The following is a 23647-nucleotide window of genomic DNA, read 5'->3' as shown; positions in this document are numbered from 1 at the left end:
AGTACCAGCATCGGCAGGCTCTAACTACCTGTACCGGGCCGCCACCACGATGGTCGCATGGCCGATACGCGAATCACTCCGGACACCACAACTTCCACTTCCACCAAGCCAGTTGGGTCAATCATCCCCGGTGCTGCGCCACCGGCGGCACCAGCGGCACCAGCGCCACCGGCGGCACCAGCGGCACCAGCGCCACCGGTGGTGGCCCGGCCGGGACTGCTGCTGGCGCTGATCCTGGTCGGCCAGTTCATGGCCGTGCTGGACGTCTTCATCGTCAATGTCGCCGCCCCGGTCATCCGCACCGACCTGCACGCCTCCGGGGCGGCCCTGCAACTGGTCATCGCCGGATACACGATCGCCTACGCGGTGCTGCTGATCACCGGGGCGAGACTGGGTGAGCGGCACGGCTTCAGCCGGGTCTTCCGGTTCGGCGTCGCCGGCTTCACGCTCGCCTCGCTGGCCTGCGGTCTGGCGCCCGGCGCCGATTCGCTGATCGGCTTCCGGATCCTGCAGGGCGTCGGCGCCGCGCTGATGGTGCCGCAGGTGATGAGCCTGATCCAGCGCACCTTCCAGGGGCCGGCCCGGCTGCGGGCCCTGGGCGGCTACACCGCGGTCATCGCCGGAGCGGGGGCCGTGGGCCAGGTGGTCGGCGGGGCGCTGGTCAACGCCGACCTGTTCGGCTCCGGATGGCGGCCGGTGTTCCTGGTGAACGTCCCGATCGGGGTGCTGCTGCTGGTCGCGGGGCGGAAGCTGCTCCCGGCGATCCCCGGCAACCGCGAGCGCAAGCTGGACCTGCTCGGCCTGGTCACCCTCGCGGCGGCGCTCGGCTCGCTGGTGGTGCCGCTGGTCATGGGCCACGAGGAGCACTGGCCGGTCTGGGGCTGGGTGCTGCTCGGCGCGAGCGTGCTGCTGTTCGCCCTGTTCGGGCTGGTCGAGAGCCGGGTCGCGGCGCGCGGCGGCAGCCCGCTGATCCGGGCCCGGGTGCTGCGCTCGCCCGGACTGCTGCCGGCGGCCTCCGCGCTCTTCCTGGTCATGTGCTGCGTCGGCGGCATCATGTTCGCGATGGCGATGCACGTCCAGGCCGGGCTCGGGCTGAGCCCGCTCGACGCCGGGCTGGTCTTCCTGCCGATGTCGGTGGGGTTCGGGATCTCCGGCATGTACTGGCAGCGGCTCCCCAAGCGGCTGCACCAGCAGCTCCCGGTGGTCGCCCTGGCCCTGAGCGCGGTCGGCTACCTGGCCCTCGGTCTGCTGCTGCGGGACGGCCAGCGGGTGGGGGTGGCGGTCGAGGCCGTGTTCCTGCCGCTCGGCCTGATCGGCGGCTGCGCGTACGGCCCGCTGATGGGCCGCGCGCTGGGGCGGGTCGCCCCGGTCGACGCCGCGGACGCCAGCGGGGTGCTCGTCACGATGATGCAGCTGGGCAGCGTCATCGGTGTGGCGGCCCTGGGAACCCTCTTCCTGAACCAGGTGAGCTACCCGGCCCCGCCCTCGACCTCCGGCCACGCCCTCGCCACCACCACGGCAGGGGTCGCCCTGCTGATGCTCATCGGAGCGGTCCTCGCAGGTCGGAGGCGTGACAAGTAATTGGTGGGGCGCCTTCCCGACCGTGTACAGTGAGACACGTCGCGAGGGGGACCGGAGACGGAACCTCTCGGCGACGGTCCGGGGCTGTAGCTCAGTTGGTAGAGCGCTTGCATGGCATGCAAGAGGTCCGGGGTTCAATTCCCCGTAGCTCCACAGCAGATCCCGCCCGGTCGAGAGACCGGGCGGGATCTTTCGTTGCGCTCAGGACGCCCAGGTGGCCGGAACGCTGTCGCTCTGCGTTGATCCGCTCTCGGACGCAGTAACGAGGGCCTGCTCCAACTGCCCGATCTCAGCCTCACTCAGTCCCAGCCCCATGACCCGCGCGATGCTCGCAGGAGCCGCGCCGGCGCGGAACGCGCGGAGCGCGAGCTCCCACAGTTCCTGCTTTTGCTCGCGGGCGCGGGTATGGATCTGCGCCAGCAGCGGGATTGCTTCGGAGGTCTCAGTTGGCATGTCCCCATCTTCTCTGGTCTGCGGCCGAGGGGGAAGTGAATCTGCGTGTACCCATCACGGTAACCCCGCCGAGGGGTGTCCTTCGAACGGGCGCCGCACATGTGTCATGTGTGAAGGCAAGCCGACCGGTTGATCCTTCGTCGGCACATCGTGGGAGGCGTGAGGCGATAGGTGTGCAAGGGGCTCCCTTGTCCGGAATCGCCCATCCCCTATCCTTGACGCGCTGCCATGGTCTAGCCTTGCACACGTACTTATATGATTGCCGTGCTCCAGCTGGCATGACGGGAGCTTCTGGCTCCCCCTGAGAGGAGTCGACCAAGGTGAAGCGGAGCCGAATTCGGATAGCCGTTCTGTCGCTGCTGGCTGCTGGAGTTGTGGCTCTTGCCGTTGGGACTCTGAAGCCGAATGACACGGCGTGGGAGGCCGGCGGGGCCCATGCGCACTCCGTTGTTCATGCTGACGACACAGCCTGGGAAAGGGTTTCCCAGGGCTAGTTCGTGAGCGGCACAGATAGGGGGTCAAGGACGTCCCCCTATCTGATGCCCTTCGGGAACCGTTCATGCAGGAGCCATCCGAGGCGTACGGCGGAGTCTGTCCCAAAATCATTGTTGATCTCGGCTCGCAGCCGAGTGACCATGCGCTCGCTGAGGTTCAGATCCCGTGCGATCTGACGGGTGCTCCTACCTTCAACCAGCATATGCATCACGGTCAGTAGCGTCTCATCCACTTGTTCGTCGTGGTCGGTCTTCGGCATGAAATCGTCTGCCATGCGCCACAGTAGTTCGAACACTTCCACCATTGCGGCAACGGTCGAGGGATCTCGGATGAAGACAGCGGTTCCGGTGTCGCCCTGGAACGGGATGATCACGGTGTCATCGATGACGAACTGCCGCAGTGGCAACTGCGGGAGGGTCCGGATGCCGGCGCCGGCTGCGGTCACAGCCTTTGCGTACTCCTGCACTGCGAGCTGGCGTCGCACGGGCGACAAGTAGAGCATGCGCATGTCTGCACCGCGCTGAATGGCATCCAGATCCCGGCCAAGTACGGACTCGAGCGCAGCTGTAGCCCTGCTGGCTTCCGGATGCATGGTCAGCACCCGCTTCTTGCAGGTGTCCAGAAGCAGATCGAGCCGCTGACCGATGGCCGGGACGCCGGTTACGACCTCGATGACGCCGCTCTGGGAGCGCTGCGCGGTCCAGTACTGCTGCGCAATTGCCGCGGTGGACTGTGGCAGCCGTGAAACCCAACCGAGGTCGCGTACGACTTCCTCGAGAACGCGCGAGGACTGGCGCGCCGCTGCGACAGCCGGATCGACAGCGGCGACAACGTCTGGGGTGACCGGATCGATGGCGAGCAGGCCGAATTCCATCAGGTACGCCAGGGCATCCTCGCCACCTGGCTGCTGCTTCACTTCGACCACAGGAATTTGGCCCTGCTCGAGCACCAGGCGATATACCGCCTCTTCCTGGGGCGTCAGATCACGCCGCTCCACCGCCAGCTCTCCCCAACCTTCACTGTCGGCCAATGTCAGGCCGCGTCAGGCTGACCTTAACTGGTGATGGTGGAAGTCGCACCCATCTCGTCGGCGCTGGGCCAGATGGTGTGGTCCGCCCAGTCCAGCGCGGTGACCAGGATTTGCTGGAGTGCTGTGGCCGACCAGGAGGTGTCGTAGGCGAGCGGGAAGACCGGGCAGACCTCTTCGAGCGATTCCACAAGGGGGTTGTGCTCGACCGCACGGTCGACCAGAAGGATGATCGGCTTGCGCATCGCCGAGGCCCAGCCGAGTTCCAGGGCGACGCCCGAGGACAGTGGCGAGCCGATGCAGGCGACCACCACGTCGGCGGCCATCACCGCACGGTGGGTGGAGGGGACACGGGGGCTCTCGGCCGCACCGCGAGCGACCCAGGACTGGTCGTGATGCGAGGAGAAGACCCGCACGCCGCTGTTCAGCAGCGCCTCACGGAGGGCGGTCACTCGGGCCCGCAGGGCCAGGGGGAAGACGCCGTCGGCAGGACCGGTCAGGCGCAGCGAGGGAGTGGCCAGAAATACCCGCAGGAGCTGCGCTTCCACAGCTGCGGTCCTGTCGGCTGTGCCGTCCTCGACCAGGTACTCACTCATGCTCAGCTCCGTCGAGACAGCCGACAGCCCCGACCAGTTGCAAAGAACCAGGTCGGAGTGTCGGTGGGACTGGGATCGAGCGGCCGGCGCCGGCGGCCCTTCGGGGGGATGTCCAGAATCCTCGCCCGGATCTCGTACGTGTGTCCAGGTCTTCCCGTCGGCCACCGATGGCATGGCAAGCACTGGCCACAGGTGCCTCGTCAGTGCTCTTCGGCCGTGCGTCTGATCCATTCGCCGCCGGCGGCCGCCGAGGCGGCTGGCAAACGCTGGCATGGCACATAGTAGCCGCATGTAGGGCATGGACGCGCCAACTCGGAACGCGCAATGATCGGGGCACACCCCGGGCCGACCCTCCTCGGCGGTCCAGGTACGAGGCGCCGCGTCACCCCCGGTCGCGGCGCCTCGCTTTCAATCGTCGGCGTCGACGCCTTCTGTGGCTCGCGGCCCCGGGATCGACTGGCTGTCCTGCAGCGCCTGCCAGCGGCTGCCCAGCGCGTACAGGCTGGTGACGTTGAACTTCCCCTTCAGCTGGCCCAGGCGATTGCTGAGCGTGCGCTCCGAGACCCCCAGGCGGTGGGCGATGGCGTCCATCGTCAGACCCTGGTCGAGGAAGCCCAGGATCGCCAGTTCCTCGTCGTCGAGTGCGATGGAAGCAGGATCCCCAACTGCCGTGATGCCGTCCCATCGTTGCCCCATGGCCCACAACATCTCGAAGTGGTCGACGAAGTGGGCTACTACATTGGGGCTGGACACCTGCAGATGGCGCGGCTCCCCGCTGTCGGGCGCGGACCTGTTGGAGACCTGGGCGGCCGAAGGTTCCGGTAGGAAGGCGACCCGGCGGTCGATGATCAGCGACTGCGCGAAGAGCCAGGGAACGGTACGGACCTCTGCGCCCCTGTGGCTCACCGCCTCGATGTGACGCCGCAGAGGCTTTTGTTGCCGTGCCACGTTGGGGTAGATGGTGCGCACCGGGATCCCCCGTGCCAGTGCCGCGCGTACACCTGTGGCCACGTGGGATGCGGCGGTGCCCGGAGGTCCCTGGGGGAGGCACGCGAGAATCTCATGTTCGACGAGGCGGAGCGACTCGGTGATCGCTCGCTCGATCGATTCCGCCCCTTCCAGGTGCAAGAGTTCTCTGCGCTCCCTCGCGGACTCACGTTGTTCCTCGACAAGCCTCTGAAGAGTCGTCAGCAGCGGAGCGGCATCGTTGATCAGCCTCGCTGCGGCCACGGTGTTTCGCTCACTCCATTCCGCGGCCACGGCGTGAGGATCCATGGGCATCAGGCCGGAAGGCGCTGTCGGGGCTCGCTGGACCAGCCCGAGGTCCAGTAGCTCGACGACCTCCGGGGCTCGGTCCTCAAGATTGGGGACTGCGGGGGGACCCCAGGGCAGTAGCAGACGTCGGAAGAGATCCTCGGCGCCAGGGCTCAGGAATGACCCTGACTGCGACTCAACCATCCTGCGCACTCCTCCGAGGAGTGCTCACCTCAGGCGACTGTGCGGGGAACGGCTCCCGCTTCAGCTCCTGCCATTTCCGGCCGAGGCCGTAGAGCGAGTTCACCTCCAACTTGGTACGGAGCGCGGTGAGTCGTTTCCCCAGGGTGCGTTCGGAGACTGAGAGGCGCACCGCGATCGCGTCAAGAGACAGATCCTGGTCCAAGTACTCCAGGATCAGTCGCTCCCATTGGTCCAGAGTCGGGGCTGTGTGCTCCCCGGTTGCTGATCCGTCCCATTGCTGCCCCAGCGCCCAGGAGAACTCGAAGTGATCGGCGAAGCGCGCGACCAGGGAGGGATCCTGCACGCGGAGGGCCGTGCCGTAGGCGGCTCTACGGGTACCTGATTGCTGAAAGATCTCACTGAGCCCGACGCTCGGCACGAAAGCAAGCTTCCGATCGAGGATGATGGCGCGGGTGAACGGCCACGGCACCGTGCGGAAGGCCTCGCCGGCCCGTGTCGCGCGGCGGACGTATTCGCGCAGCATCGGCTTCTGTCTCTGATTGGTCTGGTAGATGGTGCGGATCGACACTCCCCGGTCCAGTGCCGGCTTGTCGCGCTCATAGGCCAGGTCGAGGTCTGCCTGGACACGCATGCCGTGCGGCTGGGCGCACAGCATCTCGAATTCGAGCTCCTTGACCGCGCTCCCGATCGACTCGTTGATCGCCTCCAAGCCGCGGAGATGCGCCACAGGTCCGCTGGAGTCCCGTTGCACCTCGTTGAAGGCCTCGGCGATGCCTGTCAGGCGCTCCTGCGCCGCCAGTGCCTCCTGCAGCAGTGCGCTGACTTCTGAAGCCAGTCGGCTTCGTCGCTCCAGGCCCACGGCCCCCGGGTCGTGCAGGACGAGGCCGCCCTGTGCGTGTCGGCTGACGAGGCCCAGGTGCAGTAGTTCGTCCAGTTCCTCCGACGGGGCGGTCTCCTGCGCTGACGCCCCGTTGCGGACCAGTTCTGCGTACAGCAGTTCGGCCTGCTTGCTCAGCCCCGTTGTACCGGTTTCCACCGACGTTCTCCCCGATCGGATCTGCTGTCATCCCCCCAAGAGCGCAAGAGCGGTGTCGATCCTAGCCACACCCCGTACGGGAGTTCGATGTCTGAAGCCTGTGAGGTGTTCCGGTTTCCGCAGTTTCCGGTTCAGGCAAGGCTAATCACTTGTTCGAAGGCAGTCTGATGATCATTGTTGACATGGCATATGCGCGCAGGGGGCAGCTGCACCAGCGACCTGCTGCCCCCTGCGCGCTTCGTGCTCCACCGCCGGCCCTCATCCCGCCTTGCGGGCCTCGATCAGGAAGCGCGTGGTGTGCGCCACGAACGGGCCGTCACCGCGGATCTGCCGGTCCAGCTCGCGCAGCCGCTCGCGGTACTGCTCGACGGTGAAGCCGGGGACCATCCAGATCACCTTGCGCAGGAAGTAGACCACCGCGCCGATGTCGAAGAACTCGGTGCGCAGGGTCTCCGCGCGCAGGTCCACGACCTCCAGCCCGGCGGCCTCGGCCGCCTTGCGGGCGTCGTCCGGATGCCTGCCGCGGCGGGACCGCTCCGGCTGCGGGCCGAGGAAGTACTCCACCACCTCGAACACACTCGCGGGGCCCACCTGCTGGGAGAAGTAGGTGCCGCCGGGCTGCAGCACCCGGGCGATCTCGTCCCACCAGGTCCGGACCGGGTGACGGCTGGTCACCAGGTCGAAGGCGGCGTCGGCGAAGGGGAGCGGCGGGTCGTCCTGGTCGGCGACCAGGACGATGCCGCGCGGGTGCAGCAGCCGGGTCGCCTTGGCGACGTTCGGCGGCCAGGACTCGGTGGCCACCGCCACCGGCGGTACGACCGGCGCCGCAGCCAGGACCTCGCCGCCCCCGGTCTGGATGTCGAGCGCCGCGCTCGCCCGGGCCCAGCGCTCGCCCATCGCACGCTGGTAGCCCCAGGACGGCCGCTGCTCGGTGGCCCGGCCGTCCAGCCAGGAGAAGTCCCAGCCGTCGACGGACACCGAGTCGGCCTCCGCCACCAGTTCTTCGAAGCTTCGCATCATGGGTCCGATGGTCGCCGAGCCACCGCTCCGCAGCGAACCGGTTTTCGGGGCGGTCAGGGGGCCGGCGTCACTGACGGTGCTTCAGCCGGAGCGCCAGCGCGGGGCACTGGCTGACGGCACGTCTGGCGCTGTGCTCCAGCCACGGGGCGATCGGGGTGGTACCGATCACCGGGTAGCCGTGCGGTCCCAGGGCGACCAGTTCCGGCGCCAGCGCCGCGCACAGGCCGTGGCCGTCGCAGCGGGCCCAGTCCACCTCCAGCGTCGCCTCGGCGTCCGCGTCGGTGGCAGGCAGCGCCGAGGCGGTCTCCCCGGGCAGCGGCAGCAGCCCCTTGACCGGGCGGCCGCAGCCGCGTCCGGACTCGTGGACGGCCAGGTCCTCGGCGAAGACCGTCAGCGCGGACAGCACGAAGCGTGCCGAGCCGTCGGGGTGGGCGCAGGCGCCCCGACCCCGGACCGAGGCGATGGTCCGGCGGGCCTCGTCCAGCGCGGAGGGGCCGCCACCGCCGGTGGCGAGCTGGGCCAGGGCGTCGGCGGTGTTCGGCAGGCCCAGCCGGCAGGGCCCGCACTGCCCGGCGGACTGCGCCGCCAGCCAGGCGGCGATCCGGGCCACCTCGCCGATCGGGCAGGTGCTGTCGGCCAGCGAGGCGATCGCACCGGCGCCGAGGGTGCCGCCCACGGCGGCGAGCCCGGCGCGGGAGATCGGTGTGTGCGCCGCGTCCTCGGGGCGCAGCCAGGCCCCGTGGTAGCCGCCGACCAGCAGTCCCTGGCCGGGCGGGATGCCGCAGGTGTCCAGGACCACGCCCATCGGGGCGCCCGCGGGGACCTCGACCACCAGCGGGGGGAGCGCGGTGCGGGTCAGGGTGAGCAGCAGCGTCCCGGGTTCGGCCGGGGTCCCGACCACCGCGTAGGCGTCCGGGCCGAGCCGACCGGCGACGGCGAGCTGGGCGTAGGTCTCGGCGTTGGAGAGCAGGGTGGGGCGGCCGCGGACCCCGGCCGGTCCGCCGTCGCTGGCGCGTGCCTTGCGGGCCGGGGGGACGGCGGGCAGTCCGGAGATGCCCCGGATCAGCGCGCCCGACTCCCCGGCGACGAAGCGCTCGGGCAGGCAGACGGTCCGGATCCGGCAGGGGATCAGCGACTTGTTGCCCTTCCGGCGGCGTTCGTCCACGGCGCGCGGTACGGCCACCTCGCCGGGGCCGCCGGCGCTGACCCCGACGACGATCTCCTCGGCCCCGAAGGCCTCGGCCGCGAGGCAGGCGCCGTCCAGGATCAGGTGCGGGGTGCGGGCCAGCAGCATCCGGTCCTTGGCGCTGGCCGGCTCGCCCTCGGTGGCGTTGACGACCACCACCGGGGGCTGCCCGGTGCGGTCCGCGGTGGCGAGTACGGCACGCGCCTTGCGGGCGAAGGGGAAGCCGGCCCCGCCGCGTCCGCGCAGGTCCAGGCGGTCGGCGAGGGCGAGCAGCTCCTCCCGGTCGTAGCGCGGCAGCGGTCCGTGCGCGGTGCGGTGGTCCTCCAGGCCCAGCCGCACGTGCTGGTCCAGGCCTGCGGTGAGCCGGGCCGGCCCCAGCCGCATGACCTCCGGGGCCGTCACCAACCGCCCCCGTGCTCGCGGCCCGGCGCGACCTGGACCGGGATGCCGTACGGCGGGGTGTCCCAGGTCAGGGCGGACCAGGCGCCGCTGTCGTCCATCCAGTCGGGGGTGGCGCCACCGGACTGGGCCTGGCCGGGCGCGTAGGGGGTGGCGAAGAGATTGGTGGGGACGGCGAAGCCGTGCGGCGGGGTCTCCGCCAGGGCCGGGTGCGGACGGGCGTTGAGGTCGTCGGACCAGGGGGAGGGCGCAGCCGGGTAGCCGTAGCCGCCGGACGCGGCGTAGGCGTAGTCCGGCTGGTAGGGGTACTGGACGTGCCCGGCGTACTGACTGTGCTCGGCGTACGGGACCTGGCCCGGGTACGGGGCCTGACCGGTGTACTGGGCCTGGCCGGCGAAGGCGACCGGCTCGGCGTACATGACCTGTTCGGCATACGGGACGTACTGGGGCTGGGGCTGGGGCTGCGGCTGAGGTTGGGGCTGCGGCACGGCCTGGTACTGCGGTTCGGCGAAGTACTGCGGCTCGGGCACGACGTACTGCGCCTCGGCTACGACGTACTGCGGCTCCGGCGCGTACTGCGGTTCGGGCGCCGCGACCGGCATGGTGGCGGTGACCGGCTCGGACGCATAGCCCGGCTCGGGTGCGGACACCGGCTCGGCAACCGTGGCCTCGATCGAGGACGGCAGCTGCGCGTGGACCGCGAGGGTCAGCTCCTCCTCGGCCGCAGCGGACGCGTTCTCCCGGGACGGCTCGTGCGCCAGCAGGGTCCGGTCCATGCGCTGCCGGGCCTTGCGGCGCTCGGCCGAGCCCAGCATCCGGACCGTCAGTGCCAGCCCCACCAGCGCCGCGCACACCCCGTAGCTCCACAGCACGTACGTCGCCGCCGCCCGGCCCGCGGTCAGGCCGTGCGCCAGCGCTATCGGCCAGCAGGCGTAGGCGCTGCCGTGCAGCAGCCGCCACAGCCAGGGGCGGCGGCTGCCCGCGAAGCGGCCGCGGACCGCACCGGTCACGGCCGCGAGCACCAGCAGGTCGGCGGCGATGGTGCCGATGCTGACCGCGAAGGTGGCCCCGCCGCTGAACGGCAGGAGCACCACCAGCGGCGAGGCCTCCTGCTCGGCGACCTTGACCGCGATGTGGGTGATCAGGAAGCCCAGTGCCGCCACCGCCGTCGCCCGGTGCACCGACTGCAGCGCCACCCGCTGCTTGGGGGTCAGCACCAGGCGGTCCGTGGCGGCGAGGCCGCAGACCACCGCGGCGGTCAGGGAGAGCAGGCAGAACACTCCTGCGAAGTAGTCCAGGAAGGCCATCAGCCGGCCGGCCGTTCCGGCCAGCGCGCTGCCCATGCTGGGCGCGTCCGCCCCACCGCCGAGCGCCCGCAACGAGGTGGCGCCGAGGGTCACCGCAGCACACACCACCAGCAGGAACAGCGGGAAGGGGATGGAACGCGCTGATGCGCTGCGCTTGTTACGGGCGGTCATCGTGATGCCTCCGACTCGTCCAAGGGATGCCGACATGCGGCCCTGGATCGCGCTTCCCCCGAATCGCTTGCGTGACCGTGATGCTACCGAGATGTTCGGGCCCTCCCGGGGGGTCGGCCGAAACCCATACGGAGGTGAGTGTCGTGACCTACCGTTCGCGCACCCGGCTCACCGCAATGCGGCCGAGATTGGCCCGAACTGATGATTATTCAGCTGATGATCAACCAATCGGACGCAGCCAGCCGTTAGATCCGACCTCTGCTGCACATCGTCTTGAGGACATGTCAGGACATGACCCTGCCAGAGAGGTCCCCATGCGTCCCACCAGAGAACCGTCCCCGTCCCCCCGCTCCCGCAGGTCATCGCGTTCCCGCGGCGCGGTGCTGCTGTCCCTGCCGCTGATGGTGGCCGGTGTCGCCGCGCCGTCCGCGGTGGCCCAGGGGCATCCGGAGCGGGTGGTGCTTCCAGCCACCCTCCCCGCCTGGGCCGCGCCCTCCGCGGACCGGGGCGAGTTGGCGGAGGCGGCACCGGTCACGGTGCGGGTCTACTTCGCCGGCCGGGACCGCAGCGGCCTGCAGGCGCTGGCACGGGCCGTCTCCGACCCCCGTTCGCGCTCCTACGGCCACTATCTGACGCCGAGCCAGGTCCAGCAGCGGTTCGCGCCGACGCCCGCGCAGGAACGGTCCGTCCACGACTGGCTCACCTCGGCCGGGTTCCGGATCGTGGCCACCACCCCGCACTTCCTGTCCGTGCAGGGCGACGCCAAGGCGGTCCGGCAGGCGTTCGGCATCCAGCTGCACTCCTACCGCAAGGACGGCCGGACCTACCGCGCTCCCGCCGCGGCAGCCACCGTCCCCGCCGCCGTCGCCTCGGCGGTGCTCGCGGTGACCGGCCTGGACGACGCCCCGCACATGGCCAGCCCGGCGAGCGCCGGCACCGCGAGCGCCCCGACCGGGGCCGTCACCACGACCGGGACCGGGCACAGCCGGCGTGACCTGCTGCCCCCGCCCGAGGCGGCCTTCGCCAACTCCGGCCCGTTCTCCGCCTACTTCGGCGCCACCCCGGCCACCGGCACCCCGGCTGCCTACGGCAAGGTCCAGCCCTACGCCCTGCGCGGCTACACCGGCACCCAGCTGCGCCACGCCTACGGCGTCGACGGCACCCGGCTGACCGGCGCGGGCGTCACCGTCGCCATCGTGGACGCCTACGACTCGCCGACCATCGGGGCGGACTCCGCCGCCTACGCGGCCGCGCACGGCGACCCCGCCTACCGTCCCGGCCAGCTGAGCCACGTCGACGCGAAGAACTGGACCGACACCGAGGACCCGAGCGCCACCTCCCCCAACGGCTGCGGCGCCTCCGGCTGGTACGGCGAGCAGTCGCTGGACGTGGAGGCGGTGCACGGCGTCGCGCCCGGCGCCGACATCCTCTACGCGGGGGCGGCCTCCTGCCAGGACCCCGACCTCAGCGACGCGCTGGACCGGATCGTCGACGGCCGGCTCGCGGACATCGTCAGCAACTCCTGGGGCGAGCCGGAGAGCGGCAGCGACCCCGCCGCCGACCCGGTCTACGACGACATCTTCCTGCGCGGCGCGGCCGAGGGCATCGGCTTCTACGCCGCCACCGGCGACGACGGCGACTACAAGGCCAAGACCGGCGTCCGGGAGACCGGCATGCCGGCCTCGCTGCCCTGGGTGACCGCGGTCGGCGGCACCTCGCTGGCCACCGACAAGAACGGCGATTACCGCTTCGAGACCGGCTGGGGCACCGACACCGCGAAGCTCGCCAAGGACGGGAAGAGCTGGGTGAAGCTGCCGGGGACCTTCACCGGCGGCGCCGGCGGCGGCACCAGCGGCCGGGTCGACGAGCCCTTCTACCAGTACGGCGTGGTCCCCTCGAAGCTGGCCAGGGCCACGGCCAAGGGCAGCGGACTGCTCCGGCACCGGGTGGTGCCGGACGTCGCCGCGGTGGCCGACTCGGCGACCGGGTTCCTGGTCGGCCAGACCGAGACCTGGCCGGACCACACGGTCCGCTACGGCGAGTACCGGATCGGCGGCACCAGCCTGGCCACCCCGGTGATCGCGGCAATCCAGGCGCTGGCGCAGCAGGCCCAGGGCGGTCTGCCGCTGGGCTTCGCCAACCCGGCGCTCTACGCCCGGTACGGCACGCCCGCCTTCCACGACGTCACCGACACCCCGCTCGGCGCCGGCACCCTGCTGGCGATGGTCCGCAAGGACTTCCACAACAGCGCGGACGCGACCGACGGGATCGACACCACGCTGCGGACCATGGGCCACGACTCCTCACTGAGCGCCGTCACCGGCTTCGACGACGTCACCGGGGTCGGCACGCCCACGGCGCAGTACCTGGCCTCGTACTACCTGCCCGGCTTCCCCGGCTTCGGGAGCCCGCACGGCGTCACCGGCGCACCGCAGCGCTGACCGGGGGCGGGGGCCGGTCGACTGCGACAGGAAGAGGCGGAGGAAGGACGGAGGAAGGGGCGGGCGGACGGATCCGGCACTGCGGTACCCTGTGCCCATGCGATCCGTGCGCCTGCTTCTTAGCCGGCCGCGCTGACGACAACCGGCTTCAGGCCGGAGTCAGCGTGGCGACCCCTCATGTAGAGGGGTCTTTCTGCGTTTTTGAACTGTTTGCACAGTCGGAGCAGTCGGCAGCGAGCAACCCCTGATGGAGTCTGAGGACGATGAGCGAGACCACACCCGAGGCGCCCGAGGCGTACCGCTACACCCCCGCTCTGGCGGCGAGGATCGAGAGCGACTGGCAGGACCGCTGGGAGCGCGAGCGCACCTTCGAGGCGCCCAACCCGGTCGGCGACCTGGCCGGTGACGCCGGCGCCGCGGACGTCGAGTCCCGCCCGCATGCCTTCATCATGGACATGTTCCCGTACCCCTCCGGGTCGGGTCTGCACGTCGGCCACCCGCTGGGCTACATCGCCACCGACGTCTACGCCCGCTACCTGCGGATGACCGGCCACAACGTGCTGCACACGATGGGCTTCGACGCCTTCGGACTGCCGGCCGAGCAGCACGCCGTGGCGACCGGCACCCACCCCCGGGTGTCCACCGAGGCCGCCATGGAGATGTACCGCCGCCAGCTGCGCAGCCTGGGCCTGGGCCACGACAAGCGGCGCTCGATCGCCACCATCGACCCCTCGTACTACCGCTGGACCCAGTGGATCTTCCTGCAGATCTTCAACTCCTGGTACGACCCGCAGGCCGGCCCGGTCGGCGAGTCCGGTCCCACCGGCGCGGCCCGCCCGATCACCGAGCTGGTGGCCCGCTTCGAGCGCGGCGAGCAGGCCACCCCGGACGGCCGCCCCTGGGCCGAGCTGAGCGCGGTCGAGCGCGGCGAGGTGCTGAGCGACTACCGGCTGGCCTACATCAAGCAGGCCCCGGTCAACTGGTGCCCCGGGCTGGGCACGGTGCTGTCCAACGAGGAGGTCACCGCGGACGGCCGCTCCGAGCGCGGCAACTTCCCGGTGTTCAAGTCCAACCTGCGCCAGTGGATGATGCGGATCACCGCCTACGGCGACCGGCTGATCGACGACCTGGACCTGCTGGACTGGCCCGACGCCATCAAGCTGCAGCAGCGCAACTGGATCGGCCGCAGCGAGGGCGCCAAGGTCGCCTTCGCCGTCGCCGGCCACCAGGATGCCTCGATCAGCATCTTCACGACCCGTCAGGACACCCTGTTCGGCGCCACCTACATGGTGCTGGCCCCCGAGCACGAGCTGGTCGACAGCATCGTCCCGGCCGCCTGGCCCGGCGCCGACCTGCCCGAGGAGTGGACCGGCGGCCACGCGACCCCGGCCGAGGCCGTCACGGCCTACCGCAAGCTGGCCGCCAGCAAGTCCGACGTGGAGCGCCAGGCCGACGCCAAGGCCAAGACCGGCGTCTTCACCGGCGCCTACGCGGTCAACCCGGTCAACGGCGAGCAGATCCCGGTCTTCATCGCCGACTACGTGCTGATGGGCTACGGTACCGGCGCGATCATGGCCGTCCCGGCGCACGACGTCCGCGACTTCGCCTTCGCCCGCGCCTTCCGGCTGCCGGTGCGCTGCGTGGTGCAGCCCAGCGACGGCCGCGGCACCGACGCCTCGCAGTGGGACGACGCCTTTGTCTCCTACGACGCGGCGATCGTGAACTCCGCCAACGCGGAGGTCTCCCTGGACGGCCTGGGCGTCGTCGACGCCAAGCGCACCATCACCGAGTGGCTGGCCGCCCGCGGCATCGGCGAGGGCACCGTCAACTTCAAGCTGCGCGACTGGCTGTTCAGCCGTCAGCGGTACTGGGGCGAGCCCTTCCCGATCGTCTACGACGAGGACGGCGTCGCCCACCCGCTGCCCGACTCGATGCTGCCGGTCGAGCTGCCCGAGATCGACGACTACTCGCCGCGCACCTTCGACCCGGACGACGCCGACACCTCCCCGGAGACGCCGCTGTCGCGCCGCGAGGACTGGGTCACGGTCGAGCTGGACCTGGGACTGGGCGACGGTGTGCGGACCTACCGCCGCGAGACCAACACCATGCCCAACTGGGCCGGCTCCTGCTGGTACGAGCTGCGCTACGTCGACCCGGACAACACCGAGCAGGTCGTCGACCCGGTCAACGAGCAGTACTGGATGGGCCCGGACGCGGCCAAGCCGGCCGGCGGCGTCGACCTGTACGTCGGCGGCGCCGAGCACGCCGTGCTGCACCTGCTGTACTCGCGGTTCTGGCACAAGGTGCTGTTCGACCTGGGCTACGTGAGCTCCAGGGAGCCGTTCCACAAGCTGTTCAACCAGGGCATGATCCAGGGTCAGGTCTACCGCGACTCCCGCGGCTTCCCGGTCCCGGCGGCCGAGGTGGAGGAGCGCGACGGCGCCTGGTTCTACCAGGGCAAGCAGGTCAGCCGGGAGATCGGCAAGATCGGCAAGTCGCTGAAGAACGTGGTCGCGCCGGAGGAGGTCACCGGCGAGTACAGCGTCGACACCCTGCGGCTGTACGAGATGGCGATGGGCCCGCTGGACGTCTCCCGCCCCTGGGACACCCGGGCCGTGGTCGGCTCGTTCCGCTTCCTGCAGCGGCTGTGGCGCACCGTCGTGGACGAGGAGTCCGGCGCGCTGGTGGTCACCGACGAGGTGCCGGACGAGGCCACCCTGCGGGCGCTGAACAAGGCCATCGACGGGATCCGCACCGACCTGGCCGGGCTGAAGTTCAACACGGCGGTCGCCAAGGCCACCGAGCTGAACAACTTCCTGGTCAAGCGGGGCTCCACGCCGCGGGTGGTGGCCGAGCAGGTGGTGCTGCTGGTCGCGCCGCTGGCCCCGCACATCGCCGAGGAGCTGTGGAGCCGGCTGGGCCACCCGACCTCGCTGGCGCTCCACCCGCTGCCGGTAGCCGACCCGGAGTACCTGGTCGACGAGACGGTCACCTGCGTGGTGCAGGTCAAGGGCAAGGTCAAGGCCCGGCTGGAGATCCCGCCGACCATCTCGGACGCGGACCTGGAGGCGCTGGCGCTGGCCGACCCGGCCGTGGTCGCGGCACTGGGCGGCGCCGAGGTGCGCAAGGTGATCGTCCGGGCCCCCAAGCTGGTGAACATCGTCACCGGCTGACGCGGCCCGGGCGGCTGTAGCCGATGCTCAGGGGGATCCCGTTCGGGGTCCCCCTGAGCTTTCCCTGGCTTTCGCCGTTCGCGGCCGGATCGGGTAGGCGGCGGGGTGAGCGCGGCTTACCGTGGGGGGAGGCCTGGGAAGGGACCCCACTGTGGAACTGTTGGTCGTGCTGATCGGACTGCTCGTCGTGCTGGCGGGCACGGTCGTCGGGGTGGCGGCGCTGGCCGTGGTCAAGACGAAGCGGGCGGTGGCCAAGGCCGCACCGCAGGCACGGCGCGCGGTCGAGGACGTCGGCATCAAGGCCAGGTCGCTGACCAGGGGCGGGGTGCAGGGACGGGTCTCCGCGCTGCGGGCCGAGGTCAGGGGGGCGCTGGCGGCCTCGCGCCGGGTGCTGGAGACCGGCGCGGTGGAGGACGCCCAGCTGGGCGACGCGATGGCGCTGCTCGGCCGGCTGGAGGGCCACGCCGCAGTGCTCGACGGCGAGCTTCGACTGCTGGAACGGGAGCCCGAGCTCAGCAGGGTCGAGGCACGGTTCGCGGTGGCCAAGGAGCGCGGCGAGCGGATCGTCCACCTGGCCTCGTCGCTGCGCTGGGCCGCGCAGGACCGGCTGCACCGCTTCGCGGACGAGGACCTGCTGCGGTTGGGCGAGGAGTGCGAGGCGGAGGCCGGGGCGCTGCGGCACTGGGCACCGGTCGAGGACGTGGCCGTGCCGGTCGCGGACAGGACCGCGAAGCGCCTGCCCGGCTGATGTCAACAGGGGTTTCGGCCCTGTCCCTGGTAGGTCCTGGCAGGTAATCTCCCCGATATGCCCGTCGCTCTGGTCACCGATTCCACCGCCTACCTCCCGGACGAGGCGGTAGCGCGGCTCGGCATCGACGTGGTGCCGCTGAGCGTGGTGCTGGGCGACCAGGTGCTGAAGGAGGGGATAGAGGTCACGCCGGGGGACGTGGCCGAGGCGCTGCGGCGAAAGGTGCAGGTCACGACCTCGCGGCCGAACCCGGAGGCCTTCGCGGCGGCATATCGGGCCGCTGCCGGGCGCGGCGCCGACGGCGTGGTCTCGCTGCATCTGTCGGCGGAGCTCTCCGGCACCTACGAGGCGGCGGTGCTGGCGGCCGAGGCGGCGGAGATCCCGGTGCGGGTGGTGGACACCCGGATGGTCGCCATGGCGCTCGGCTACTGCGTACTGGCCGCTGCCGAGGTGGCCGGGAAGGGCGGCGGGATCGACGAGGTCGCCGCCGCGGCCGAGAAGCGGGCCGGGGCCACCACCGGGTTCTTCTACGTGGACACCCTGGAGTACCTGCGGCGCGGCGGACGGATCGGCGCGGCCCGGGCGATGCTGGGCTCCGCCCTGGCGGTCAAGCCGCTGCTGCACCTGTCCGGGGGCCGGATCGAACCGCTGGAGAAGGTGCGCACCTCCAGCCGGGCCATCGCACGGCTGGAGGAGATCGCGATCCAGCAGGCCGGCGCCGACGAGGTCGACCTGGCGGTGCACCACCTGGCGGCCCGGGACGGGGCGGAGCAGCTCGCCGAGCGGCTGCGGGAGCGGGTCCCCGGGCTGCGGGAGCTGTACGTCGGCGAGGTGGGCGCGGTGATCGGGGCCCACGTCGGGCCGGGACTGCTGGCGGTCGTCGTCTCACCGCGCTGAATCTCACCCCTGCGGGTGAGCGGGTTCTGCACACCCCCGGGTCTGTCCACAGGTCGTCAGCAGGCGTGCGGCAGGCGGCTTTCGCGGGTCTAGCGTCGGCGCCATGAGGACCTTGACGCGGGACCGCGACACAACCACAGAGCTGGTGCGACAGCGCATGGACGCGCTGTTCGAACCCGTACCCGCGGGGCGCGGACGGGGAGGCGGGTCGGCAGCGCGAGCCCCGGTGGCGGCCGCGGCGCCGCCTGCCTCGGGAGCGGGGCCGTCGCCCGAGCCGGCGCCTCTGCCGGTACGGCGGCGGCTGCCGCTGGCCCTGCAGGAGCGGCTGGACCTGGACCGGCGGGCGGTGGTCGGCCTGTCCGTGCTGTTGGTGCTCGGCGTCGGCTACGGGGCGCAGCAGTTCTGGGCGGGACGACCGGAGCCGGTCGCCGTGCCCACGGCCGAGGTCAGCTCTGGCGCTTCACTGTCACCGCCGCTGTCGTCGACGCTGCCGTCCGCTGCGTCGTCGGTACTGGTGTCTTCCGGGGCCGGGGCCGGGGCCGGGGCCGGGGGCGGCGGCGGGGTGGTCGTCGATGTCGCCGGGCGGGTCCGGGAGCCGGGCGTGCGGACGCTGCCGGCCGGGTCACGGGTCCAGGACGCGCTGAAGGCCGCCGGGGGAGCGGCGCCGGGAACGGATCTGACCGGATTGAACCTTGCGCGGCGGCTCAACGACGGCGAGGAGATCATCGTCGGCGCCGCTCCGGGGGCGGCCGGCGCCGCCAGCTCCTCCGCCCGTCCGGCCGGTCCGCTCAGCCTGAACTCGGCGACCGTCGAGCAGTTGGACGCGCTGCCCGGCCTCGGTCCGGTGCTGGCGCAGCGGATCATCCAGTACCGGGATCAGCACGGCGGCTTCACCTCGGTGGACCAGCTGCGCAAGGTCAGTGGTTTCGGCGAGCGTCGGCTCGCCGATCTGCGGGCCAAGCTCCAGCCATGAGCGGCCCGGGCGCGGGCGCGGAGGAGCAGGGGAAGCCGCCTCCCGACCTGCGGCTGGTCGGTCCCGCGCTGGTGGTGTGGACGACGACGGCCGTGGTGTTGGGCGCCGGCCCCGGCGCAGTGCTGCGGGTCGTGGCGGGGGTCGCCGCCGTGGTCTGCGGGGCCGTGCTGCTGCTCTGGTCCGGACGGCGCTCCCGTGGGCGTCAGCTCGCCGGGCTGCTGCTGAGCGTCGGCGCTGCCGCGCTGGCCGCGACACTGGCCACCGCCGACCTGCACCGGGGACCGCTGCCGGGGCTGGCGCGGCGTCAGGCCGTGGTGGAGGCCCGGCTCACGGTCACCCGGGATCCCCGGGAGGGCGCGGGCGGCGGGGCGGCGCCGTACGTCGTGGTCCGGGCGACCGTCGACCAGGTCGAGGGCATGTCGGTGCGCACACCGGTCACGGTGCTGGCCGAGGGCGCCGAGGCCGGGCGCTGGCTGGCGTTGCTGCCCTCGACCCGGCTGGCGGTGTCGGGACGGCTGCGCCCGGTCGAGGGCGGGGACGTCGCGGCGCTGCTGGTGGTCCGCGGGCCGCCGCAGGTGGTGACCGGTCCGGACACGGTGCAGCGGGCGGCCGGTGCCCTGCGGGCCGGGCTGCGTTCGGCCGTCCGGCCGCTGGAGCCCGACCCCAGGGCGCTGCTGCCGGGCCTGGTGGTGGGGGACACCAGCGCGGTGCCGCCGGATCTCGACGAGGCCTTCAAGGCGACCGATCTCGCGCACATCACCGCGGTTTCCGGGGCGAACCTCTCGATCATCTTGGTGCTGCTGGTCGGTGCGGCGGCGCGGGCGAGGACGGTGGAGCGCGGCGGGCTGGCGGCCCGGGTGGGGCTGCCGCTGCGGGTCACGGCCGGTGGCGGGGCGGCGCTGACGGTGGGGTTCGTGATCCTCTGCCGTCCGGATCCCAGCGTGCTGCGGGCCGCGGGCACCGGCCTGATCATGCTGCTGGCGCTGGCCACCGGCCGCCGGGCGGCCCCGCTGGCGGCCCTGGCCGGGGCGACCCTGCTGCTGATGCTGGTCGATCCCTGGCTCGCCCTGTCCTACGGGTTCGCCCTCTCGGCCATGGCAACCGCCGGGCTGCTGACACTGGGTCCGCGCTGGGCCGAGGCGCTGACCCGTCGGGGCTGGCCCGGCTGGGCGGCCGAGGCGCTGGCCTGCGCGGCGGCCGCACAGGTGCTGTGCGGGCCGCTGCTGGTGGTGAAGGCGGCGCGGGTGAGCCTGGTGGCGATCCCGTGCAATCTGCTGGCCGAGGCGGCGGTCGCCCCGGCCACGCTGCTGGGCTTCGCGGCGCTGGCCGCGGCACCGGTGTCGATGGCCGTGGCGGAGTTCCTGGCCTGGCTGGCGTCCTTCCCCACGGACTGGATCATCGCCCTGGCCCGGTTCGCCGCCGACCTGCCCGGTGCCGAGGTCGCCTGGCCCGGCGGCTGGGGCGGTGCCGTCCTGCTGGCGGCCGTCAGCTGCGCGGCGGTGGCTTGCCTGCCGGTGCTGCGGCACCCTGCGGTCGCCGTGCTGCTGGCGCTGTCGCTGCTCGCGGTGCTGCTGCGTCCGGCGCCGCTGACCAGGCTGGTGACCGGCTGGCCGCCGGACCACTGGCGGGTCGTCATGTGCTCGGTGGGGCAGGGCGACGCGGAGGTGGTCTCGGCCGGGCCGGGCTCGGCGCTGGTCATCGACGCGGGCCCGGATCCGCATGCCGTGAACCGGTGCCTGCGCAGCCTGGGTGTGGTCCGCATCCCGTTGCTCCTGCTGACGCACGACCACGCGGACCACGTCGAGGGTCTGCCCGGGGTGCTGCACGACCGGCAGGTGGGCGCGATCGAGACCACCCCCAGCCAGGACCCGCCGGCCGAGTGGGCCAGGATCCGCCGCTGGGCCGGCCAAGCCCGGGTCCCGCTGCTCACCGCGGCCCCCGGGGAGAGCCGCGGCCTGGGCGAGCTGCACTGGCAGGTCCTGTGGCCGGACGGCCCGCTGGACTCCGCGGTCCGCGGTCCCAACAACGCCAGCGTCGCCCTGCTGGTCACCGCCCCGGGCCTGCGGATGGCCTTCCTGGGCGACCTGGAACCCCCGGCCCAGTCCCGCCTCATGGAACACCTGGACGCCTACCCGGGCCTGCGCCACCTGGACGTGCTCAAGGTCGCGCACCACGGGTCGGCCAAACAGGACCCCGACCTGATCCGTGCCCTGGCCCCGCGCCTGGCCCTGATCTCCTGCGGCGCCGGCAACACCTACGGCCACCCGGCGCCGGTCACCCTCGCCCTGCTCCGCTCGCTCGGCGCCACCGTGCTGCGTACCGACCTGCAGGGCGACCTCGCGGTCCTGGACGCCGGCGGCCGACTGTCCGTGGCGACGCATGAGCGATAATTCCGGCGTGCAGAACGAACATGATCCCCTCGTCCTGGTCCTCCCCGACCGCGACGCCGCCGAGGCAGTCGCCGAGCGGCTGACCGAGGAGCACCCCGCACTGCCGGAGCCCGAGCTGCACCGCGAGGCGCTGGCGGGGGAGGACGACGCCGAGGACGCCCAGTGGCTGGTGGTACTGCACCCGCCGCTGCCCGCCGGCCTGACCCCGGCGGACCTGGACGCGCTGGCCGCGGCCGAGGACGGCTGGCTGGAGGGGCACGAACCGGCATGAGCGGCGTTGTCGGTGCCTGCCACTAGGCTGACCCCGATGCCCAAGCAACCAACCGATGACCTGCTCGCTCCGCTGACGGTGGTCGTCGGCCAGGAGGAGCTGCTGCTCGACCGCGCCGTCGCGCAGACCACCGGCGCCGCCCGCCGGGCCGACCCGGACACGGACGTCCGGGACCTGCAGCCGGGCGGCCTGCAACCCGGCATGCTCAGCGAGCTCACCAGCCCGTCGCTGTTCTCCGAGCGCAAGGTGATCGTCGTCCGGGCCGCCCAAGACCTCGCCGCCGACACCGTCAAGGAGGTCAAGGCCTACCTGGACGACCCGGCGCCCGAGGTGATGCTGGTCCTGGTGCACGCCGGCGGCGCCAAGGGGAAGGGCCTGCTGGACGCGGCCAAGAAGGCCGGAGCCCGCGAGGTCGCCTGCCCCAAGCTGACCAAACCGGCCGAGAAGCTGGCCTTCGTCCGCGCCGAATTCCGGGTGACCGGCCGCTCGGCAACCGAGGACGCCTGCAAGGCGCTGCTCGACGCGGTCGGCAGCGACCTGCGCGAGCTGGCTTCGGCCTGCAGCCAGCTGGCCGCCGACACCGAGGGCACCATCGACGAGACCGTGGTCGCCCGCTACTACACCGGCCGCGCCGAGTCCTCCGGCTTCCAGGTCGCCGACCTGGCCGTCACCGGCCGCACCGCCGAGGCCCTGGGCCAGCTCCGCTGGGCCCTGGCCGTCGGTGAGAAGCCCACCGGCATCGTCTTCGCGCTGGCCTCGGGCGTCCGCGCGATCGGCAGGGTCGCCACCGCGGACCGCGGGATGCGCCCCGGCGACCTGGCCCGCGAGCTGGGGATGCCGCCCTGGAAGATCGACCGGGTCCGCCAGCAGCTCCGCGGCTGGAGCGGCGACGGCGTGGCCGCCGCCCTGCGCGCCATCGCCGACGCCGACGCCGCCGTCAAGGGCGGCTCCGGCGACCCCGCCTACGCCCTGGAACAGTGCGTCGTAGCCGTCTCCCACGCCGCCCGCTCCCAACGCTGAGCAGCGCACCGCTCCGAACAACGCACCGCTCCGCGCAGCACAAGGGCCCCGCCTCGAAGAACGAGGCGGGGCCCTTGTGTCGTCTGAAGCCTTCAAACGGCACCGCACCCGCGTGGCGAACGCAGGCCGCGTGCGGTGCAGGGGGGTCGTACGGAGTCCGGGTAGAGGGCCGGACGGTTTCCGTGCGACGGGGTCGGAACGGTGCGGTTGAGAGGGACCGCTCGGTCGTTCCGACCGGAACAGATCAGAGCAAGGAGCTTGTCAGCCCTGCAGAGCCGAGACCTTGGAGCTGAGCGCCGACTTCTTGTTGGCGGCCTGGTTCTTGTGGATGACACCCTTGCTGGCGGCCTTGTCGAGCTTCTTGTTGGCCTCGCGGGTCAGCGCGGTGGCCTTCTCGAAGTCGCCCGCCTCCACGGCCTCACGGGCCTTGCGGATCGCGGTCTTCAGCGAGGACTTGACAGCCTTGTTGCGCTGACGAGCCTTCTCGTTGGTCTTGATGCGCTTGATCTGGGACTTGATGTTCGCCACGAAATAGCCTCAGTCTGATTGGTTGGTAGTACTGCGTCTTCTGTGGTGCCGTCGTGTCCGCCGGTCACCCGCCCGGAGGGCATGGGGTACCGCAGACACGATGGCCCAGGCTATCAGCCGTCCCCGGCTCGGCCCAAACCGGTCAGTCCAGGCCCGGCACCGGCTCCCCGTAGTGCTCGACCAGCGGGAAGGGGTCGTAGTAGGGGTGCAGCAGCCGGCCCCACTCCGGGTACTCGGCGGAGCGGCGGAAGCCCTCGGTGTGGTCCTCCAGGCGCTCCCACTCCACCTGGAGCAGGAAGCGCGAGCTGCGTCCCTCGTCCAGGCAGGGCAGCAGCCGCAGGGACAGGAAGCCGGGCTGGGCGGCGATCAGCGGGCGGGCCCGGCGGAAGTCGGCGAGGAACGCCTCCTCCCGGCCGGGGACGACGTCGAGCAGTGCGGATTCAAGGATCATGGGCCGGGATCATGCCGCACCTCTCC

19 protein-coding genes and 1 tRNA gene are annotated in these 23647 nt (G+C 71.7%); 10 read left to right on the top strand and 10 right to left on the bottom strand.

Annotation, left to right across the window (positions count from 1 at the left end; translation table 11 throughout):
* Positions 1 to 198 precede the first annotated feature (198 nt).
* Positions 199 to 1581, top strand: a complete 1383-nt coding sequence (locus ABUW04_RS25445) for an MFS transporter (RefSeq protein ID WP_380566737.1) — start codon at positions 199 to 201, stop codon at positions 1579 to 1581.
* Between the two features lie 80 nt (positions 1582 to 1661).
* Positions 1662 to 1734 (top strand) — tRNA-Ala (locus ABUW04_RS25440).
* 48 nt (positions 1735 to 1782) lie between these two features.
* Here ABUW04_RS25440 and ABUW04_RS25435 read toward each other — a convergent pair.
* From ABUW04_RS25435 to ABUW04_RS25400, 8 genes are all read right to left on the bottom strand, one after another.
* The gene (locus ABUW04_RS25435; RefSeq protein WP_380566736.1) at positions 1783 to 2034 is read right to left on the bottom strand and encodes a hypothetical protein; all 252 of its coding nucleotides are present in this window, start codon (positions 2032 to 2034) and stop codon (positions 1783 to 1785) included.
* Between the two features lie 532 nt (positions 2035 to 2566).
* On the bottom strand, positions 2567 to 3559 hold the full coding sequence (locus ABUW04_RS25430; RefSeq protein ID WP_380566735.1) for a LuxR C-terminal-related transcriptional regulator: 993 nt from the start codon (positions 3557 to 3559) through the stop codon (positions 2567 to 2569).
* Between the two features lie 23 nt (positions 3560 to 3582).
* Positions 3583 to 4152 (bottom strand): nucleoside 2-deoxyribosyltransferase, encoded by a 570-nt coding sequence (locus ABUW04_RS25425; RefSeq protein ID WP_380566734.1) that lies wholly within the window; start codon positions 4150 to 4152, stop codon positions 3583 to 3585.
* A 408-nt stretch (positions 4153 to 4560) separates the two neighbouring features.
* Positions 4561 to 5412, bottom strand: coding sequence for a LuxR C-terminal-related transcriptional regulator (locus ABUW04_RS25420; RefSeq protein ID WP_380566733.1), 852 nt, complete (start codon positions 5410 to 5412; stop codon positions 4561 to 4563).
* Between the two features lie 190 nt (positions 5413 to 5602).
* Positions 5603 to 6646 (bottom strand): hypothetical protein, encoded by a 1044-nt coding sequence (locus ABUW04_RS25415; protein ID WP_380566732.1) that lies wholly within the window; start codon positions 6644 to 6646, stop codon positions 5603 to 5605.
* 258 nt (positions 6647 to 6904) lie between these two features.
* Positions 6905 to 7666: a methyltransferase domain-containing protein gene (locus ABUW04_RS25410; RefSeq protein WP_380566731.1), complete on the bottom strand. Its 762-nt coding sequence runs from the start codon at positions 7664 to 7666 to the stop codon at positions 6905 to 6907.
* Between the two features lie 67 nt (positions 7667 to 7733).
* Positions 7734 to 9254, bottom strand: a complete 1521-nt coding sequence (locus ABUW04_RS25405; RefSeq protein ID WP_380566730.1) for an NADH-ubiquinone oxidoreductase-F iron-sulfur binding region domain-containing protein — start codon at positions 9252 to 9254, stop codon at positions 7734 to 7736.
* Complete coding sequence (locus tag ABUW04_RS25400) at positions 9251 to 10729, bottom strand: hypothetical protein (protein WP_380566729.1); 1479 nt, start codon at positions 10727 to 10729, stop codon at positions 9251 to 9253. The genes ABUW04_RS25405 and ABUW04_RS25400 overlap by 4 nt, the downstream gene beginning before the upstream one ends.
* A 314-nt stretch (positions 10730 to 11043) precedes the next feature.
* Here ABUW04_RS25400 and ABUW04_RS25395 point away from each other — a divergent pair, with 314 nt between their 5' ends.
* The 8 genes from ABUW04_RS25395 to holA all read left to right on the top strand — a co-directional run bounded on the left by ABUW04_RS25395 (position 11044) and on the right by holA (position 22642).
* A complete protein-coding gene (locus tag ABUW04_RS25395) occupies positions 11044 to 13170 on the top strand; it encodes a S53 family peptidase (RefSeq protein WP_380566728.1) in 2127 nt (708 codons plus the stop codon).
* 263 nt (positions 13171 to 13433) lie between these two features.
* The gene (leuS, locus tag ABUW04_RS25390) at positions 13434 to 16343 is read left to right on the top strand and encodes a leucine--tRNA ligase (RefSeq protein ID WP_380566727.1); all 2910 of its coding nucleotides are present in this window, start codon (positions 13434 to 13436) and stop codon (positions 16341 to 16343) included.
* 151 nt (positions 16344 to 16494) lie between these two features.
* Entirely contained in the window at positions 16495 to 17091 is a 597-nt protein-coding gene (locus ABUW04_RS25385) for a hypothetical protein (RefSeq protein WP_380566726.1), read from the top strand.
* Positions 17092 to 17148: 57 nt separating this feature from the next.
* Positions 17149 to 17988 carry a DegV family protein gene (locus tag ABUW04_RS25380; protein WP_380566725.1) on the top strand — a complete coding sequence of 280 codons (840 nt, stop codon included), beginning with the start codon at positions 17149 to 17151 and terminating at the stop codon, positions 17986 to 17988.
* Positions 17989 to 18091: 103 nt separating this feature from the next.
* Positions 18092 to 18961: a helix-hairpin-helix domain-containing protein gene (locus ABUW04_RS25375; RefSeq protein WP_380566724.1), complete on the top strand. Its 870-nt coding sequence runs from the start codon at positions 18092 to 18094 to the stop codon at positions 18959 to 18961.
* Positions 18958 to 21351: a ComEC/Rec2 family competence protein gene (locus ABUW04_RS25370; protein ID WP_380566723.1), complete on the top strand. Its 2394-nt coding sequence runs from the start codon at positions 18958 to 18960 to the stop codon at positions 21349 to 21351. Before ABUW04_RS25375 ends, ABUW04_RS25370 begins: the two co-directional genes overlap by 4 nt.
* Complete coding sequence (locus ABUW04_RS25365) at positions 21341 to 21622, top strand: hypothetical protein (RefSeq protein ID WP_380566722.1); 282 nt, start codon at positions 21341 to 21343, stop codon at positions 21620 to 21622. The genes ABUW04_RS25370 and ABUW04_RS25365 overlap by 11 nt, the downstream gene beginning before the upstream one ends.
* 36 nt (positions 21623 to 21658) lie before the next feature.
* A complete protein-coding gene (gene holA, locus ABUW04_RS25360; RefSeq protein ID WP_380566721.1) occupies positions 21659 to 22642 on the top strand; it encodes a DNA polymerase III subunit delta in 984 nt (327 codons plus the stop codon).
* Positions 22643 to 22903: 261 nt separating this feature from the next.
* On the opposite strand, the gene rpsT is transcribed toward holA, so the two are convergent.
* Positions 22904 to 23170: a 30S ribosomal protein S20 gene (gene rpsT / locus ABUW04_RS25355; RefSeq protein WP_030250781.1), complete on the bottom strand. Its 267-nt coding sequence runs from the start codon at positions 23168 to 23170 to the stop codon at positions 22904 to 22906.
* A gap of 142 nt (positions 23171 to 23312) precedes the next feature.
* The gene (locus ABUW04_RS25350; RefSeq protein WP_030250784.1) at positions 23313 to 23621 is read right to left on the bottom strand and encodes an antibiotic biosynthesis monooxygenase family protein; all 309 of its coding nucleotides are present in this window, start codon (positions 23619 to 23621) and stop codon (positions 23313 to 23315) included.
* Positions 23622 to 23647 lie beyond the last annotated feature (26 nt).

This window comes from Streptacidiphilus jeojiensis, assembly GCF_042510965.1.
Classification (GTDB): Bacteria; Actinomycetota; Actinomycetes; order Streptomycetales; family Streptomycetaceae; genus Streptacidiphilus; species Streptacidiphilus jeojiensis.
This window is presented reverse-complemented; position numbering and strand designations above follow the sequence as displayed.

Coding starts and splice junctions, on each gene's coding strand:
- ABUW04_RS25435 (WP_380566736.1), bottom strand. CDS start 2,034: ATGCCAACTGAGACCTCCGAAGCAATCCCGCTGCTGGCGCAGATCCAT.
- ABUW04_RS25425 (WP_380566734.1), bottom strand. CDS start 4,152: ATGAGTGAGTACCTGGTCGAGGACGGCACAGCCGACAGGACCGCAGCT.
- ABUW04_RS25410 (WP_380566731.1), bottom strand. CDS start 7,666: ATGATGCGAAGCTTCGAAGAACTGGTGGCGGAGGCCGACTCGGTGTCC.
- ABUW04_RS25400 (WP_380566729.1), bottom strand. CDS start 10,729: ATGACCGCCCGTAACAAGCGCAGCGCATCAGCGCGTTCCATCCCCTTC.
- ABUW04_RS25395 (WP_380566728.1), top strand. CDS start 11,044: ATGCGTCCCACCAGAGAACCGTCCCCGTCCCCCCGCTCCCGCAGGTCA.
- leuS (WP_380566727.1), top strand. CDS start 13,434: ATGAGCGAGACCACACCCGAGGCGCCCGAGGCGTACCGCTACACCCCC.
- ABUW04_RS25380 (WP_380566725.1), top strand. CDS start 17,149: ATGCCCGTCGCTCTGGTCACCGATTCCACCGCCTACCTCCCGGACGAG.
- ABUW04_RS25375 (WP_380566724.1), top strand. CDS start 18,092: ATGAGGACCTTGACGCGGGACCGCGACACAACCACAGAGCTGGTGCGA.
- ABUW04_RS25370 (WP_380566723.1), top strand. CDS start 18,958: ATGAGCGGCCCGGGCGCGGGCGCGGAGGAGCAGGGGAAGCCGCCTCCC.
- ABUW04_RS25365 (WP_380566722.1), top strand. CDS start 21,341: ATGAGCGATAATTCCGGCGTGCAGAACGAACATGATCCCCTCGTCCTG.
- holA (WP_380566721.1), top strand. CDS start 21,659: ATGCCCAAGCAACCAACCGATGACCTGCTCGCTCCGCTGACGGTGGTC.
- ABUW04_RS25350 (WP_030250784.1), bottom strand. CDS start 23,621: ATGATCCTTGAATCCGCACTGCTCGACGTCGTCCCCGGCCGGGAGGAG.